Genomic DNA, 16290 nt, shown 5'->3' with positions numbered 1-16290 from the left:
ATATATGCTTTTTTTTTAAATGGATGCTTGAAACGTCAAATATCGCTATGCAATGTTTAATTGCGGCGCGGTTTTTGCCTTTCTTAAGATAAACGCATTTTTATCAGGACTTTGGGTTTCCAGCCAATATTTCCATGTATAACCCGGCCATAAACTAAAGTTTTTACCTTCTGCATTGGTGTACCAGCTATTGCAACCACTATTCCACACAGTATGAGAGAGATCTTTTTGTACTTTTTGGTTAAAATGATCCTGCACATCAGCCTTGATTTCGATACTGTCCGCACCTTGTTTTTGCATAATATTCAGTACTTTTAAAATATATTCGACCTGTGCTTCAATCATAAAAATAATCGAATTGTGGCCTAAGCCGGTATTGGGGCCAACCAGCTGGAATAAATTCGGAAAACCTTTGGTTAATATACCATAATAACTTTCGGCATTATCTTTCCAGTCTTGTATCAAGTCATGACCATCTATGCCTTGACATGGGAAATCTTTCATATAAATACGTGGATCGGTAATAAAGCCCGTGCCATAAATAATGCAATCAATTTTTCGGACTTTGCCATCACTGCTGATAATGCTATCTTCGGTAACTTCCTGAATACCATCGGTCACCAATTCCACATTTTTACGATTAAAGGTCGGATAATATTTGTTTGAAATCAAAATCCGTTTACAGCCCATAACGTAATCTGGGGTTAATTTTCTAGCAATTTCCTTGTCTTTGACCTGATAACGAATCCAGGCTTCGACCAGTTTTTGCCCATACTTCATGATCTCGGGTTTAAAAATAGGCACAACTCTGGACTCATTACTCCAGTATAAACGGGCACGATGAATCTTTCGCAGCAATGGCACTTTGTTAAATAAGGTTTTGCTTAGATTGGAATATGGACGTTCATCACGGGGAATCACCCAGGCTGCACTACGCTGGAATACATACAGTTGTTTCACCAGACTGGCAATTTCTGGAACATACTGGATTGCACTACCACCGGTACCAATTGACGCAACTGTTTTGTTTTTTAGATCATAAGTATGATCCCATTGTGCAGAATGGAAGATTTTGCCTTTAAATTTTTCTATGCCTTTTATTTTTGGAATCTGTGGTACATGCAGTGGGCCGGAGGCCAGCACCACAAACTGTGCCAGAATAGGGGATTGGTCTTTAATCTCCAAACGCCACTGGGCACTGTGTTCCTGATAATATGCACCAATCACTTCCTGATTAAAGTGGCAATAAGGTCGTAATCCAAATTTTTCTGTGGTATCCAGAATATAGTCATGAATTTCATGACAATTGGCATAGCGTTTTGACCAGTCGGTTTTTGGCGCAAAAGAAAATGAATACATATGCGATTGCACATCACAGGCAGCACCTGGATATTTATTTTCACGCCATGTGCCACCGACTTCATTGGATTTTTCCAAAATCATGAAATCTGTATAGCCTGTTTGCAATAGACGGATTGCCATCGCCAGACCACCAAAACCGGAACCAATGATGGCAATTCCTGTTTGCCGTATGGTGTTTGGGACTGATGTGACTTGTTGTTTTTCAGTCAAAGTTGTCATAGGATTACCTAATATCAAAAAGTGATAATGGCAGGATAAGACAAAAAAACACTTGTCACCATGATAGAATTGACATAAAAATTGATCATTTCGGCAAGATGATGTCGATAAATTGCGTATAACATAGAAAAGTGGCAAATGGATAGGTCGCAATGAAGCGTTCAATTATGGGACTCATGTATCTGATACAAGGCATGCAATCGGCAGGTGTCGATGTGCTATCCCGATTAAAAGAAATCGGCATTTTATCAGATCAATTAACCCCCACTGCACTGATATATCGTGATCTGGAATGGCAGATACAACAGCATATTACTCAGGGGCTTGATCCTTTTTTAGGTTTAAAGGTCGGACAGCACTATACGCTAGCAGGCTATGGTCCTTTCCTCATGTTTTTGATGACCGCAGAACATGTTGAACAGGCTTTGCATCAGGCAATGCAATATCAGGGCTTAACCTATTTGTCTGGCAAACTATCTTATGAGATTGCAAAACAGCATCTTATTTTACGTTATCAGCCGCTTGATGTGCAGGATGCGGTCTCGCAATTTCGCATGAATTCTGAAATTTCGGGCACTTATCGGTTTATCCGAGATATCTATACCATGTCCGGCTTGCCCAATTATGACATTGATGTCTATTTACCAATGAGCCAGCCCACACAAAATGAACAATTACTGGCCTATCGCAATTATTATGGCGAAAATCTACGTTTTGGCTGGTCCTGTGCAGAGTTTTGGATTGATATTAGGATTCTTCGTCATCGTTTAAGCAGTGCCGATGCGATTATGCATGAGGTGTATCGTCAGCGCTGTGAAGACGAATTGGCGAGAATGAATGCTTCATCCTCTAATACAGATCGTTTAAGTGAACAAATTCGTGATTATTTATTGCTGCAACGCGAGGTGATACCAAATTTAACTGCGATTTCACGTGCGTTGAATATTCCTGAACGTACTATTCGCTATCAACTTGCGGCGCATCAAAGTTCATTTCAACAGATTAGACAAAGTGTGATAAAGCAAAAAGCTGAATTCTTGCTCAAAGAAGGACAATACACTATCGAAGAGATTGCACGTTCACTTGGCTATGCCGAAACGGCATCATTTAACCATGCCTTTAAACGTTGGTATGGGATGAGCCCAAAACAATTTCAGGCGATCACAGCGCATGATGTGTAATCCGTAAAACGAGTTTGTCCGGAGATATATTTTGCTTTCACTAAAGTTGGATTCTTTTTGCAAAATAATGCGTATAATATCAAGCTATGTTCAGCCAATGAAAAACTTATCCTATATGAACAATATATACTCGACTGAAGTTTTATCTCCTGCCATGCGTTATCAACAGGCATTAGATTCCGGACAATTTTCCCCGGACGTTGAACAACAAAAAGCAGTGCAAACTTTGGATGACGTATGGCAAGAACTGATGCAACGTTACAAATCTTCCAAAAAGGCGTTTCGTCGTTTCCGCCGCCAAACTGCACCGGATGGCGTCTATATGTGGGGTGGGGTGGGCCGTGGTAAAACTTGGCTGATGGATCAGTTTTTTGATTCGATTCCGTTTCGCCGTAAAATGCGTATGCATTTTCATCATTTTATGCAGCATGTGCATCAGGAGTTAAATAAACTCTCTGGACAACGTAACCCGCTGGATATTGTGGCAGATCAAATTTATCGTGATGCTGTGGTGATTTGTTTTGATGAGTTTTTCGTTTCCAATGTGACCGATGCCATGATTCTGGGTGATTTATTCCAGAAATTGTTTAATCGTGGTATTACGCTGGTGGCGACTTCCAATATTGCCCCAGATGGTTTATATAAAAATGGTATTCATCGTGATCGTTTTTTACCGACCATCGAACTGGTGAAAAAGCATTGTACGATTTTAAATGTGGATTCTGGGGTTGATTATCGACTCCGATTATTGAAACAATCACAATTATTTAAATCACCACTGAATCGTGAAAATGAAGCATGGATTGAAGAGCGTTTTAATACCTTAACTTCAACACAAACAGTGGTTCGTGAATCGATTTTAATTAATCATCGTATTGTTGCCAATCGTGCGCATACGGAAGATGTGTTGTGGTGTGATTTTTCAGAATTGTGCCTAAAACCGCGCAGTCCAGCAGATTTTATTGAAATTGCTAATACGTATAATACAGTATTAGTCAGTAGTGTTCCGCATTTAACTGATCAGTTATCTGATGGAACACGACGTTTTATTTATCTGGTCGATGAGTTTTATGATCGCCGGGTAAAATTGATTTTGACTTCGGAAGACTCGATTATTCATCTTTATCAGGGTGAAAAATTGGCATTTGAAATTGAACGTACTCGTTCACGTTTATTAGAGATGCAATCGGAAGAATACCTGAATACCGAACATCGTTTGTCTGAGTCAAATAATACAGAGCATCAAAAGGTGATCTGAGAATAAACAGGTTGTGTCTTGGCACAAAGATTTGCAAAAAAAATACTATTATTTTTTTGCAACATGTTTATTATTTAGAAACGGAATAAAAGTATGCAGATGTCTTTTCATCGGTATACTAACAGGAACCTATTTGACTTAAAGTAGCCAACAGTTAGGAAGCACAATGACCGAACGTATTCAACAAGGCAAGCTTGCAATTGCCAAAGAACTTTATGATTTTATTGAAAATGAAGCACTCCCAGGTACGGGTATTGACAGTGCAACATACTGGAAAAACTTTGAGCAAGTCGTTGTAGATTTAAGCCCTAAAAACAAGGCGCTTTTAGAAAAGCGTGATGCGATTCAAAAACAAATTGATGAATGGCACCGTAACAACAAATTTGAATTAAATGCTTACAAAGCATTTTTAACTGAAATTGGTTACTTACTACCCGAAGTAGAAGATTTTCAGATTAGCACTGAAAATGTCGATGAAGAAATTGCCTTATTGGCAGGTCCACAGCTGGTTGTACCGGTGCGTAATGCACGTTACTGCCTAAATGCTGCCAATGCACGTTGGGGTTCTTTATACGATGCTCTGTATGGCTTTGATGTCATTCCGGAAGATGGCGGTGCAGAAAAAGGTAAGGGTTACAACCCGGTTCGTGGCGCAAAAGTTATTGCTTTTGCCAAGGACTTTTTGGATAAAACCTTCCCGCTTGCTCAAGGTTCTCATGCCGATGCAACAAAATACGCCATCGAAAATAATAAATTGGCGGTTAGCTTAAAAGACGGTACAACAACTGCATTACAACATGAAGCACAGTTTGTTGGTTTTAATGGTGATGATGCTAGCCCAACGGAAATTGTGCTGTTAAATAATGGTTTGCATGTCATTATCGAGATTGATGCCAATAGTGCCATTGGTCAGACAGATGCAGCTGGCGTTAAAGATTTAGTGCTGGAAGCAGCAGTCACAACCATTCAGGATCTGGAAGATTCGGTTGCCGCAGTAGATGCGGAAGAAAAAGTTGAAGGTTATCGCAACTGGCTGGGTCTGATGAAAGGCACACTCGAAGAAAAAATCGAGAAAAATGGTAAAACCATTACCCGTGCATTAAATAAAGACCGCACAGTGAAAAACCTGATTGGTGGTACCACCACTTTACACGGTCGTTCATTGATGTTGCTACGTAATGTCGGTCATTTAATGACAAACCCTGCAATTCTTGTTGATGGACAGGAAATTTATGAAGGGATTTTAGATGCACTGGTTACTCCATTGCTGACTTTTGCCGACATTAAAGGTGAAAACGAGAACAAAAACTCACGTAAGGGTTCTATGTATATCGTTAAACCGAAAATGCACGGTCCTGAAGAAGTGGCGTTTACCGTTGAATTATTTGAACGTGTAGAGCAAGCACTGGGCTTACCAGCAAAAACGCTGAAAGTTGGTATCATGGATGAAGAGCGTCGTACCTCTGTAAACCTGAAAAACTGTATTGCACAGGCCAAAGACCGTACCATCTTTATTAATACCGGATTTATGGACCGTACAGGTGATGAAATCCATACCTTTATGGAAGCAGGTCCGTTTGTTCGTAAGGGTGAGATTAAGGGACAAAAATGGTTCCCGGCTTATGAAAACCGTAATGTCATGATCGGTCTGGAAACAGGCTTGCGTGGTAAAGCACAAATCGGTAAAGGTATGTGGCCAAAACCGGATATGCTACTGGATATGTACAAAACCAAAATTGAACATCCAGAAGCTGGTGCAAGCTGTGCATGGGTACCATCACCATCGGGTGCCGTGATTCATGCTATTCATTATCATCAATGTAATGTGTCTGAACGTCAGCAGGAATTGCTGAAAACTCAGCCTTTACCACTTGATGACTTACTGACACCACCTTTAGCCAGCGATACCAATTGGACAGCAGACGAAATTACCAAAGAACTTGAAAATAACTGTCAAGGTATCTTGGGCTACGTTGTGCGCTGGGTAGATTTGGGCGTAGGTTGTTCTAAAGTTCCGGATATTAACAATGTCGGCTTGATGGAAGACCGTGCGACCTTGCGTATTTCTTCGCAGCACGTTGCAAACTGGTTGCGTCATGGCATCGTAACAACCGAACAAGTTGAAGAAGTGCTGAAACAAATGGCAAAAATTGTTGATGAACAAAATGCCAATGATCCAGCTTATACGCCAATGGGACCAAACTTTGATGGGATTGCGTTCCAAGCTGCTTCTGATTTGATCTTTAAAGGTGCAGAACAACCTTCTGGCTATACCGAACCTTTATTACATGCAGCACGTTTGAAGTTAAAAGGCTATACAGGTGATTAATTTCGCTGGTATTGCCTAAACAAAAAACCTCTCGAATTTGAGAGGTTTTTTTCATTCTGTGATAAAAGCATATTTTGATAGGGCATGAATATGTTGTTGTATATCTATAGGTGCCTGTTCGATCAACTGATAAAATATTTGTGCTTGATCACGATATAGCGCACGGCTTGCCTCTCATAAATTACGCTTGAGTTCTTTTTCAAAGTGTTTTACCGACTTGACATATTTCCTCACTTTCCATCGTGTCCAGAAACTGGATTCATAGCCTGTAGGTCCAACGTTATAATAGGCAATGGCCTTTTTCCAGCTACCGCCTTGAGCATGGTAAGCAGAAAGGATATGCGCGGTACAATGAATATTGGTGCTTTCATTATAAAGATCATTACCACACACTTTTGCCCAGTAACTTGGAATAATTTGTCCTAGTCCTATCGCACCCGTTGGTGAACGTGCATTGCTATTAAAGTTGGATTCCTGCCGAATAATGGCAGAGATCAGTCTTGGATCAACATCATAATGATCAGCACTATTGATAATCATAGGAGAGAGCCGATTTGCCTGATATTGAGGTATGGCATATGCTTTTTGTAATCCAGCAGATAATTTGTCTGCCCGTTTGGCGACAGGACCACCATGCGGACCTAGACTGGCACAACCTGTTACGACAAGTGTAGAGGAGAGTAAAACGGCTTTGAGACTAAAGTTGAAATTCACATGTCACCCTTGATTTATCATTTATGATCCGTGATTTATTTTTTCACAAAGCGAACCTGAGTCCAAATCACTTTCTGATGGTAATCAGCGAATTGTTTTCCGTCAAATCCTTTTGGGGAATGTCTTAAATATAAACATCTATGATGCAATGATCGGTTCTGGCTTAAAAAGATAAAGCAAAAGAGGTAAAACTCATTTATAATAGCCGCATCTTTGGGGAGTAGCCGCACGCTATAGCGTGACAAACGTCAACATACTTGTTTAAACTCATTCCATGAGTAAAAACATGGCGTTTGTATCTTGTTGTCAATCTGAGTATTTTCTATTCGCTTGACAACCTGACTGGCAAGACCATTGACACTATTTTTGTCGTCACCAATGCATAGCCTTTTCGCCATTGCATGGTAGCTTTTTGGCTGGCAAGAAATAGTTGTCAATTGTCTTCAATTGCCAGCCAGAGTATATTTTATGGAAGCATTCTTAATCTCTACAGGTCTAGTCGCTCTCGCAGAAATGGGTGATAAGACACAACTTCTTGCTTTACTTCTCGCCGCCAAATTCCGTAAACCTGTTCCTATTATTTTTGCAATTTTATTTTCGACTATCGTCAATCACGCATTGGCTGCGCTTGTTGGGCAATGGCTAACCGGATTGGTCAGCCCTGATGTGATGCAGTGGATTCTTGCCATTTCATTTATCGCCATGGGTGTTTGGATGCTGATTCCGGATAAGCTGGACGATGAGTCGGAAAGTGTGAATCGCTGGCAAAAATATGGTGTGTTTGCGACCACATTCATTTTGTTTTTCCTTGCAGAAATGGGGGATAAAACACAAATTGCGACCGTCGCATTATCTGCCCGTTTTGATAGTCTGATTCCTGTGGTTATGGGTACCACAGCCGGTATGATGATTGCCAATGCACCGGCTGTGATTATTGGCGATAAAATGGCAAATCGTTTACCAATTTCACTAATTCATAAAATTGCTGCGGCGATCTTTTTTATTCTGGGTCTGGCCATCATTGTAGAAAGTTATATCCATTAAAAGCTGATAATCAAGAAATAATAACGACGTATTCTATTTATCATATTTTATATAGCAAAAGGATTGGTGTAATGCACCAATCCTTTTTTTCGGTGTTCTTATGTACTACACAAAACGAGAATATTTAATGCTGGTGCTGATGTGTATGTTCATTATGTGAATGTGGTACATGATCATGGTGTTTATTTTCCATGATACAGTTATGAATATGGCCATGTTGATGTGCAGTTGTTTCGGTTTGAATGGTCACGTGTTCAATGCCTAAATCCAGCATGTTATGTTCTATCTGATGTAATAGGGTTTGCACATCTGCCATTTGCATTGTGTCATCTACGACAATATGACAGGATAAAATATAGCGTTTACTGGTCAAGCTCCAGATATGTAAATCATGGACATCGATAATATTGTCCAGATGTAAAATATCATGTTTAATTTTTTCCGGATTGAATTGTTCCGGTGTACCTTGCATTAATACATGAGAGGCTTTTACTGCAACGAGGTAACCACTGCGTAATACCAAAATCGCCACGATAATACTGGCAACAGTATCAGCCCAAAACCAGCCAAAAAAGAAAATACATAAGGCCGCAACAATTGCACCGACTGAACCCAATAAATCACTTAATACATGTAAAAATGCACCACGCATATTCAGATCATGTTCGGTATCACTGCCTTTAAACATCATCCAGGCAACAATAATATTGATCAGTAGGCCGATTACACTGATGCTTAACATACCTTGTACATCAATATGTTGCGGAGTTTGAAAACGCAGAATGGCTTCAATAAAAATATAAACCGCTATAGCCACCAGCGTAATACCATTTAAAGCCGCAGCCAGAATTTCAAACCGCTGATAACCAAAACTTTTTTTGGTATTACTATTTTTTTGTCCAATAAAAACCGCAGCCAAGGCAATACCGAGTGCCACCGAATCACTGAGCATATGACCAGCGTCAGAAATGAGTGCCAAACTATTGGTTAGATAGCCACCGACAAACTCTACCAGCATAAAAATACTGATCAGCAGGAAACTAATGATTAAAACTTTTTTATTGGTTGGGATATGACTATGATCATGCTGGTCATGATCATGTGAATGTCCATCGAGACTCATAATACACACCTTAATAATGATGGTGATTTCATGCCGTTATAATTTGATAGGATAAAGCATATACCTATTAGATACATCTTGATCTTTCAAGCATACATCAAATGTATTCAATCTATTTTTATCATAAATTGCATATTAAGCTAAGTAAATGTTTTTTAAGTAATAATGAAATGTTATAAGGTTGCAAGATCAGTGAAAAGATTGGCGGAAGATAACGGATTTTACCTAGACATGACTATAGTTAACGGTCAGTCAGTGGTTATATTGCATAGCCCTGTATGTGACTATGCAATATATCGGTTGTGCAATTTATCAATAGTTTTAGTGCTTAGGTTTTTTTAAAGAAATAAAATAACCGATATAGCATAATGCCATAATAATCAGACAACCAATAAAACTGGCGCGCATATTGGGATCGGTTGCCATACTCAAACAGGTTAAGACACAGAATATTCCACCCAATATCGGTGTAAGCGGATAAAGCGGTGCAGCAAATTTAAGTTGCGAAACAGTATGGCCAGATTTATACCATTGTCGTCTAAAGTTAAACTGACTAACGCAAATGGAAATCCAGACAATGACCATGGTAAATGCTGCAATATTCAATAAATTGGTAAAAATCACTTCGGGCGCATAAAACTCGGAGAGTAATCCGGGGATGGCACCCATCATGGTGACACATATTGCAATCATCGGCGTACCAGTACGACTTAGGCGGGAGAAAACTGCCGGAAGTTTTTGTGTACTGGATAAAGACCATAGCATACGCGAAGCCGCAAACAGACCTGAATTTGCCGCAGAAAGCAGGGCGGTGATGATCACAAAACGAATTAAATCTTCTGCATAGGGAATACCAATGCGGGAAAATACACTGACAAAAGGACTATGACTTAAACCGTGCGTATCGTTAACTGCGGTGGCTTGATAAGGCAATAAGGCACTAACAATAATAATGGTTCCGACAAAAAAGATCAGTAAGCGCCAGATTGCTGCATTAATAGCACGGGGGATATTTTTTTCCGGATTTTGTGTTTCACCTGCGGCAACACCAATTAACTCTGTACCGGAAAAGGCAAAGTTCACCACCAGCATTGTGGCAAAAATGGGCCAGAAACCTTCCGGAAACCAACCATCTTTGGTGAGATTACTCAATAATGGCGCAGTATCATAACCCTGCATTGGTATGATGCCGACAATTGCAGCTGTACCTAGAATAATAAAAAGTACAACTGTTGCCACTTTTATGAGTGCCAGCCAGAATTCTGCTTCGGCAAAAAATCGGGTTGAACTGATATTGAGAAAAAAGACAGTTGCAGCAAAAATCATAATCCAGAGCCAAATGGGAACATGCGGAAACCACTCCTGCATTAATAATGCAGCAGCAGTAAACTCGGTGCCTAAGGTCACTGTCCATGTGAGCCAGTACATCCATGCCACCATATAGCCTGTAGCAGGGTTGATATAGCGGCCTGCATATTCCCCGAAAGAACCGGCAATCGGCATATGTACCGCAAGTTCACCTAGACACAACATGACCATATAGGCAATCAATCCACCAAGCGCATAGGCCAGAATCGCCCCGATTGCGCCTGTTTGCGAAATGACTTCACCGGAACCCAAAAATAAACCAGTCCCGATCGCACCACCTAATGAAATCATCACAAGATGGCGACCCTGCATAGAGCGTTTAAGTTGTGGGGGTGAAGTCATAGATCATCTAACTATTTTAATAAAGCCGGCTATTCTAGGTCTAAGTGCATTCAGAATAAAGTTAAATTGTCAAAAATAAAATTTGCCTGCTTAAAAAATAAATCGATGGTATAAGATCAAACTGTTATATTGCGTGAGTGGGGTGTGCTAAATTCTTTTTTTAAATAAGCAATATAAGAATTAATTTATTGCACTTTTTTTCATATACAAATATAAAAATATTATAAGAAATCTATTTCATTCATATATCTGAATATTTCATAAAACTTAATTCATATTTACATCGCTAAAAATAAGATTGATCTAGTTATCAAAAAGTTAGTCGATTGTATGCTAGAATGCAGGGCTGAAATTTAACGTTATAGCTAGAGTCTGCAATGTCTGATGAAAGATTAACCCACCTTAAACAGTTAGAAGCTGAAAGTATTCATATCATACGTGAAGTGGCGGCCGAATTTGACAATCCAGTGATGTTATATTCAATTGGCAAAGACTCAGCAGTCATGCTTCATCTGGCCATGAAAGCATTCTATCCAGCCAAACTTCCATTTCCGCTATTGCATGTCAATACCGGCTGGAAGTTTAAACAAATGATCACTTTCCGTGATGAAATGGTCAAAAAGTTAGGTCTGGATCTGATTGAATATAAAAATCTGGATGGTATCGCACAAAATATCAATCCGTTTGATCATGGTAGTTCCAAATATACCGACATCATGAAAACTCAGGCATTAAAGCAGGCATTGGATAAATATAAATTTGATGCCGCTTTTGGTGGTGCCCGCCGTGATGAAGAAAAATCTCGTGCCAAGGAACGTGTTTACTCTTTCCGTGATAATAAACATCGCTGGGATCCTAAAAACCAGCGTCCGGAACTCTGGAATATTTATAACGGTAAAGTCAATCAAGGCGAAAGCATCCGTGTATTCCCATTGTCGAACTGGACCGAACTGGACATCTGGCAATATATCTATCTTGAGCAAATTCCGATTGTACCATTGTACTATTCAGCTAAACGTCCTGTAGTAGAACGTGATGGCACCTTAATTATGGTTGATGATGAGCGCTTCCCATTAAGAGAAGGCGAAGTACCGGAAATGAAATCGGTACGTTTCCGTACACTTGGTTGTTATCCATTGACTGGTGCGGTGCAATCCGAAGCGGATACCTTGCCTGAAATCATTCAGGAAATGCTGTTGACCACAAGTTCAGAACGTCAAGGTCGTATGATTGACCATGATGAAGCTGGTTCAATGGAAAAGAAAAAGCAAGAAGGCTATTTTTAGTCTAAGTTTCTAAATTAGGTGGAGCAAAAACATGTCTCATCAATCCGAGCTGATTAGCCAGGATATTTTGGCGTATTTAAAACAGCATGAACAAAAAGACTTACTCCGCTTCCTGACTTGCGGAAATGTTGATGATGGTAAAAGTACGCTGATCGGACGCTTATTACATGATTCCAAAATGATCTATGAAGATCAACTGGAAGCAGTACAACGTGATAGTAAAAAAGTCGGTACACAAGGCGATAAAATTGACCTTGCTTTATTGGTCGATGGCTTACAGGCAGAACGTGAGCAGGGCATTACCATTGATGTTGCTTACCGTTATTTCTCAACCGAAAAACGTAAATTTATTATTGCCGATACCCCGGGACACGAACAATATACTCGTAATATGGCGACAGGTGCATCGACTTGTGACCTTGCCATTATCCTGATTGATGCACGTTATGGTGTACAGACCCAAACCCGTCGTCATACCTTTATCTCGGCATTATTGGGTATTCGTAATATTATCGTTGCGATTAACAAAATGGATCTGGTTGAATTTTCTCAGGATAAATTTAATGAGATTCAGGCGGACTATCTTGAATTTATAAAATATTTGGGTGACCGTGCACCAACAGAAATTCATTTTGTACCGATTTCTGCGTTAAATGGTGATAACGTCGTTAATCCATCGGAAAATACGCCATGGTATTTTTCAGGAGAAAATCAAGGTAAAACTTTGATGAATATTCTGGAAACTGTGCAAATTGCCCATGACACCAAGAAAAAAGATTTCCGTTTCCCTGTACAGTATGTCAATCGCCCAAATCTGGATTTCCGTGGCTTTGCCGGTAATATCGTATTGGGTTCGGTCAATGTTGGTGATGAAATTGTGGCATTACCTTCGGGTAAACGCAGTTCAATCAAAGAAATCGTGACTTACGATGGTAATTTGCAGCATGCATTTGCCGGTCAGGCAGTCACTTTAACTTTAAATGATGAAATCGACATTAGCCGTGGCGATATGATTGTTCATCCACATGCATTGCCACAGGTTTCCCGTGCAGTACGTGCGACCGTGGTATGGATGAATGAACAGCCATTGGTTAAAGGCAAATTGTATAACGTTAAAGTTGGAGTACAAAGTGTACCAGCCAAAGTCAGTGAAATTAACTATCGTGTTGATGTCAATACACTGGAAAAAACACCGGCTGAACAACTTGAACTCAATGCCATTGCTGATATTACGGTAGAGTTTGACCGTCCGATTGTATTTGATAACTATCGTGACAGCCGCTATACCGGTGCTTTTATCTTTATTGATCGCCTAAGCAATGTAACCATTGGCGCAGCGATGATTGAAGATACAGCACAATTGTCCAGCAAAGAACAAGCGGTGAGTAGTGAAGAACGTGCAGCACGTTTGGGACAAAAACCTGCGGTATTGGCGGTAAATGCCGAAATCTTCAAGCAAGCGCAGCAATTGGAACGTGCTTTGCTGGAAAATGGTATTGTTGCCTTGGCAAAAGCTGGTCTGGATGCTCAGCAGGTTGATCTATTACGAGAAACTGGTTTGACCATTATTGTAGATCAGGTTGATTTTGCTGATTCCAGTATTGATGCGACAACACTTGATGTCGCAGTACAGAAAATTCAGCAGTTGGTTCAACTTTAAGCTTAAATCAACTGTAAAATTAAACCCGATGCTGAATGTATCGGGTTTTTTTATCTATAAAATACAAGGAAAATATGTATGCCACATGTCATTGTTGAACAATCTGCAAATATCCAAAAACTTAATGCTATTGATTTATTAACAAAAATTAATCAAACCTTATTTGCGACCGGTAGCATTGCGCAGCGCAATGACATCAAAGCACGTTTGCGAGTTGATCAGGATTTTGTAATTGGTGCAGGACATAATAATCAGGCCTATATCCATGTCAAAATATATCTATTGTCTGGCCGTACACTTGAACAAAAACAACAGATAAGTCACGATGTACTGGCTGTATTACAACAATTTGAAGATTTTGATGCCAATCAGCTAGAGGTTCAATTATGTGTGGAAATCATCGAGATGGACAGGGCAGTCTACCAAAAGCAGCTTAAGTCTTATTAAAGGTTTAAGCTGAAATAATCTGTAAAACTTCCTTAGCCACATTTTCAGTCAGTTGATTTAAACGATCAAGTGGAGAACCTTCAATAAAATATCGGAATGAAGAAATGTTCGCTTGATATAAAATCGAAATAAAAAATGTACCTTCCGGTTTTTGTAAAGATTCGCTACCACCAGGTTTAAGTAAACCGGTACAAGCCACAATCACATCAGCTTCAGTAAATAATTTTTTGCCCTGAATTGCCATTGCATCAGTGACTTGTGCAGACTCCGCACTATATTCTTCAATTAAAACAGGATCGACTTTTAAGATAGAAACTTTAATACTTGGATCATAACTAACCAATCCACCCAATAAAATATCAGCACCGCTATTTTTGTAAATAGAAAATTGACTACTCAGATAGCCGGAACTGGCACTTTCGATAAAGGCAATGGTCAGCTGATGTTGTTCTAAGTAATCACAGCATTGTTTTAGCATGGTTTAAATCTCTAATCTATTGAACACAATCAAATTTTATTTAAGAGTTATGTGATTTTAATACTAGAATATATCAGATTTTGATTGATATACGCTAAATAATGTTCAAAACAGTTAATATTGTATTGAATAACTTAAAAAAACATAAAATTGATAGAAAACAACGCTCAATTGGATTGTAATAAAAATCATCTACTTATCTTTATCATAAAGTATATAACCATGATTGTTTTAAATGTTTTTTTAAAAGTGAAACCTAATGCAAGACAACATTTTCTGGAACTTTTCCATGAAGTTATTGAAGAATCCCGCAAAGAAGCTGGAAATCTGCATTATCAAATGGCTGAAGACATTTTGCAGGAAAATACATTCTTATTAATCGAACATTGGAAAGATGAACAAGCCATTGAATTTCATCATACAACACCACATTGGGATAAACTTGTTTCATCAATTGATGATTATCTTGCAGCACCTACAGTGCTTAAACAATATCAACAGAACTGAACATTTAAATTGCTAAGGAAAAATGATGAAACTTTTTATCTATCAACATTGTCCATTTTGTTTACGTACCCGCATGATTTCTGGATTAAAAAATTTAAAGATGCAATATCAAGTGATTATGGAGGGTGATGCCGAAACACCTATACGCATGGTCGGTAAAAAAGTGGTGCCCATTTTACAAAAGGATGATGGGACCTATATGACAGAAAGCATGGATATTGTGAAATATCTGGATCAATTTGGTGAAGAAAAATATACGCTTGAGCCTCAAAATAGCGAAATAAGCGAATGGTGTGAGCACGCAGCAGACGATATTTTTAAGCTGGCCATACCTAGATTTACTAAAGGACAATTTAAAGAAATTTCTACACCCGAAGCACGTCAATTTTATCGTGAGCGTGAAGCAAAAGCTTTTGGTGATCTGGATCAATTGATTGTAGATACCGAGCTTTATTTAAAACCGACTAATCAAAGCCTACAACAACTTGAGCCAATTCTTGCTAAGCATAATCGGATTGATCTGGACGACTTTAAATTATTTCCTTTATTACGCTCATTAACAATTGTAAAAGGTATTGTATTTGGTGAGCAGGCACAGACATATCTGGATAATATACATGACAAGGCAAAAGTAGATTTGTTATTTGATCAGGCAATGTAGGGATCAATATAGTCAAATTATGATTTTAGGCCCAGAATCATTCTGGGTTTAAACTTTATAAAATATTTCGTATAATGTATATTATGTTAAATAGAATATCTAAAGACCACGCCCTACAATTTACTTATTGTTGGCGTGGCACTTGACGGTTTCGATGATAAATCATCTTACCGTCAAGTGTACCCTAAATAACATAATATAAGTTATGCAGAAATCAGACCGCTACTCGATTTGCGTGCCGACAAGTCTACGCAAATCTGCGTGGCTATGACCTGATAAATATTCCTTCATGTCCATATATGGACAAAAAG

14 protein-coding genes and 1 riboswitch are annotated in these 16290 nt (G+C 39.1%); of the genes, 9 read left to right on the top strand and 5 right to left on the bottom strand.

The features are described from left to right. Positions 1-45: 45 nt before the first annotated feature. Positions 46-1581 (bottom strand): flavin-containing monooxygenase, encoded by a 1536-nt coding sequence (locus CAP51_RS06270; protein ID WP_087619919.1) that lies wholly within the window; start codon positions 1579-1581, stop codon positions 46-48. A gap of 152 nt (positions 1582-1733) precedes the next feature. Here CAP51_RS06270 and CAP51_RS06265 point away from each other — a divergent pair, with 152 nt between their 5' ends. From CAP51_RS06265 to CAP51_RS06255, 3 genes are all read left to right on the top strand, one after another. Next, on the top strand, positions 1734-2762 hold the full coding sequence (locus CAP51_RS06265; RefSeq protein ID WP_087619918.1) for a helix-turn-helix domain-containing protein: 1029 nt from the start codon (positions 1734-1736) through the stop codon (positions 2760-2762). A 115-nt stretch (positions 2763-2877) separates the two neighbouring features. Beyond that, a complete protein-coding gene (gene zapE / locus CAP51_RS06260) occupies positions 2878-4020 on the top strand; it encodes a cell division protein ZapE (protein ID WP_171294760.1) in 1143 nt (380 codons plus the stop codon). A 166-nt stretch (positions 4021-4186) separates the two neighbouring features. Beyond that, entirely contained in the window at positions 4187-6349 is a 2163-nt protein-coding gene (locus CAP51_RS06255; protein ID WP_087619916.1) for a malate synthase G, read from the top strand. Positions 6350-6523: 174 nt separating this feature from the next. Here the strand turns inward: CAP51_RS06255 and CAP51_RS06250 are convergent, their stop codons facing one another. Further along, a complete protein-coding gene (locus tag CAP51_RS06250) occupies positions 6524-7063 on the bottom strand; it encodes a lytic transglycosylase domain-containing protein (protein ID WP_087619915.1) in 540 nt (179 codons plus the stop codon). Positions 7064-7266: 203 nt separating this feature from the next. Continuing rightward, a riboswitch (yybP-ykoY riboswitch) is annotated at positions 7267-7416 on the top strand. A gap of 115 nt (positions 7417-7531) precedes the next feature. Here CAP51_RS06250 and CAP51_RS06245 point away from each other — a divergent pair. Beyond that, a complete protein-coding gene (locus tag CAP51_RS06245) occupies positions 7532-8107 on the top strand; it encodes a TMEM165/GDT1 family protein (RefSeq protein ID WP_087619914.1) in 576 nt (191 codons plus the stop codon). Positions 8108-8231: 124 nt separating this feature from the next. On the opposite strand, the gene CAP51_RS06240 is transcribed toward CAP51_RS06245, so the two are convergent. Next, positions 8232-9230 carry a cation diffusion facilitator family transporter gene (locus CAP51_RS06240; RefSeq protein WP_087619913.1) on the bottom strand — a complete coding sequence of 333 codons (999 nt, stop codon included), beginning with the start codon at positions 9228-9230 and terminating at the stop codon, positions 8232-8234. 321 nt (positions 9231-9551) lie between these two features. After that, positions 9552-10940: an amino acid permease gene (locus CAP51_RS06235; protein ID WP_087619912.1), complete on the bottom strand. Its 1389-nt coding sequence runs from the start codon at positions 10938-10940 to the stop codon at positions 9552-9554. Positions 10941-11317: 377 nt separating this feature from the next. Here CAP51_RS06235 and cysD point away from each other — a divergent pair, with 377 nt between their 5' ends. The 3 genes from cysD (at position 11318) to CAP51_RS06220 (ending at position 14333) form a co-directional block, all read left to right on the top strand. Next, positions 11318-12226, top strand: a complete 909-nt coding sequence (gene cysD / locus CAP51_RS06230; RefSeq protein ID WP_087619911.1) for a sulfate adenylyltransferase subunit CysD — start codon at positions 11318-11320, stop codon at positions 12224-12226. Positions 12227-12257: 31 nt separating this feature from the next. Next, the gene (gene cysN / locus CAP51_RS06225; protein WP_087619910.1) at positions 12258-13886 is read left to right on the top strand and encodes a sulfate adenylyltransferase subunit CysN; all 1629 of its coding nucleotides are present in this window, start codon (positions 12258-12260) and stop codon (positions 13884-13886) included. Between the two features lie 78 nt (positions 13887-13964). After that, positions 13965-14333, top strand: a complete 369-nt coding sequence (locus CAP51_RS06220) for a 5-carboxymethyl-2-hydroxymuconate Delta-isomerase (RefSeq protein ID WP_087619909.1) — start codon at positions 13965-13967, stop codon at positions 14331-14333. Between the two features lie 4 nt (positions 14334-14337). On the opposite strand, the gene CAP51_RS06215 is transcribed toward CAP51_RS06220, so the two are convergent. Beyond that, positions 14338-14811: a CinA family protein gene (locus tag CAP51_RS06215; RefSeq protein ID WP_087619908.1), complete on the bottom strand. Its 474-nt coding sequence runs from the start codon at positions 14809-14811 to the stop codon at positions 14338-14340. Between the two features lie 222 nt (positions 14812-15033). On the opposite strand from CAP51_RS06215, the gene CAP51_RS06210 reads away from it, so the two are divergent. After that, a complete protein-coding gene (locus tag CAP51_RS06210) occupies positions 15034-15318 on the top strand; it encodes a putative quinol monooxygenase (protein WP_087619907.1) in 285 nt (94 codons plus the stop codon). Between the two features lie 25 nt (positions 15319-15343). After that, a complete protein-coding gene (gene grxB / locus CAP51_RS06205; protein WP_087619906.1) occupies positions 15344-15979 on the top strand; it encodes a glutaredoxin 2 in 636 nt (211 codons plus the stop codon). The last annotated feature ends 311 nt before the right edge of the window (positions 15980-16290 follow it).

This window comes from Acinetobacter populi (genome assembly GCF_002174125.1).
GTDB classification, from domain to species: Bacteria; Pseudomonadota; Gammaproteobacteria; order Pseudomonadales; family Moraxellaceae; genus Acinetobacter; species Acinetobacter populi.
Note: the sequence above shows the minus strand (reverse complement) of the source record. Positions and strands in the feature narration are given on the sequence as shown.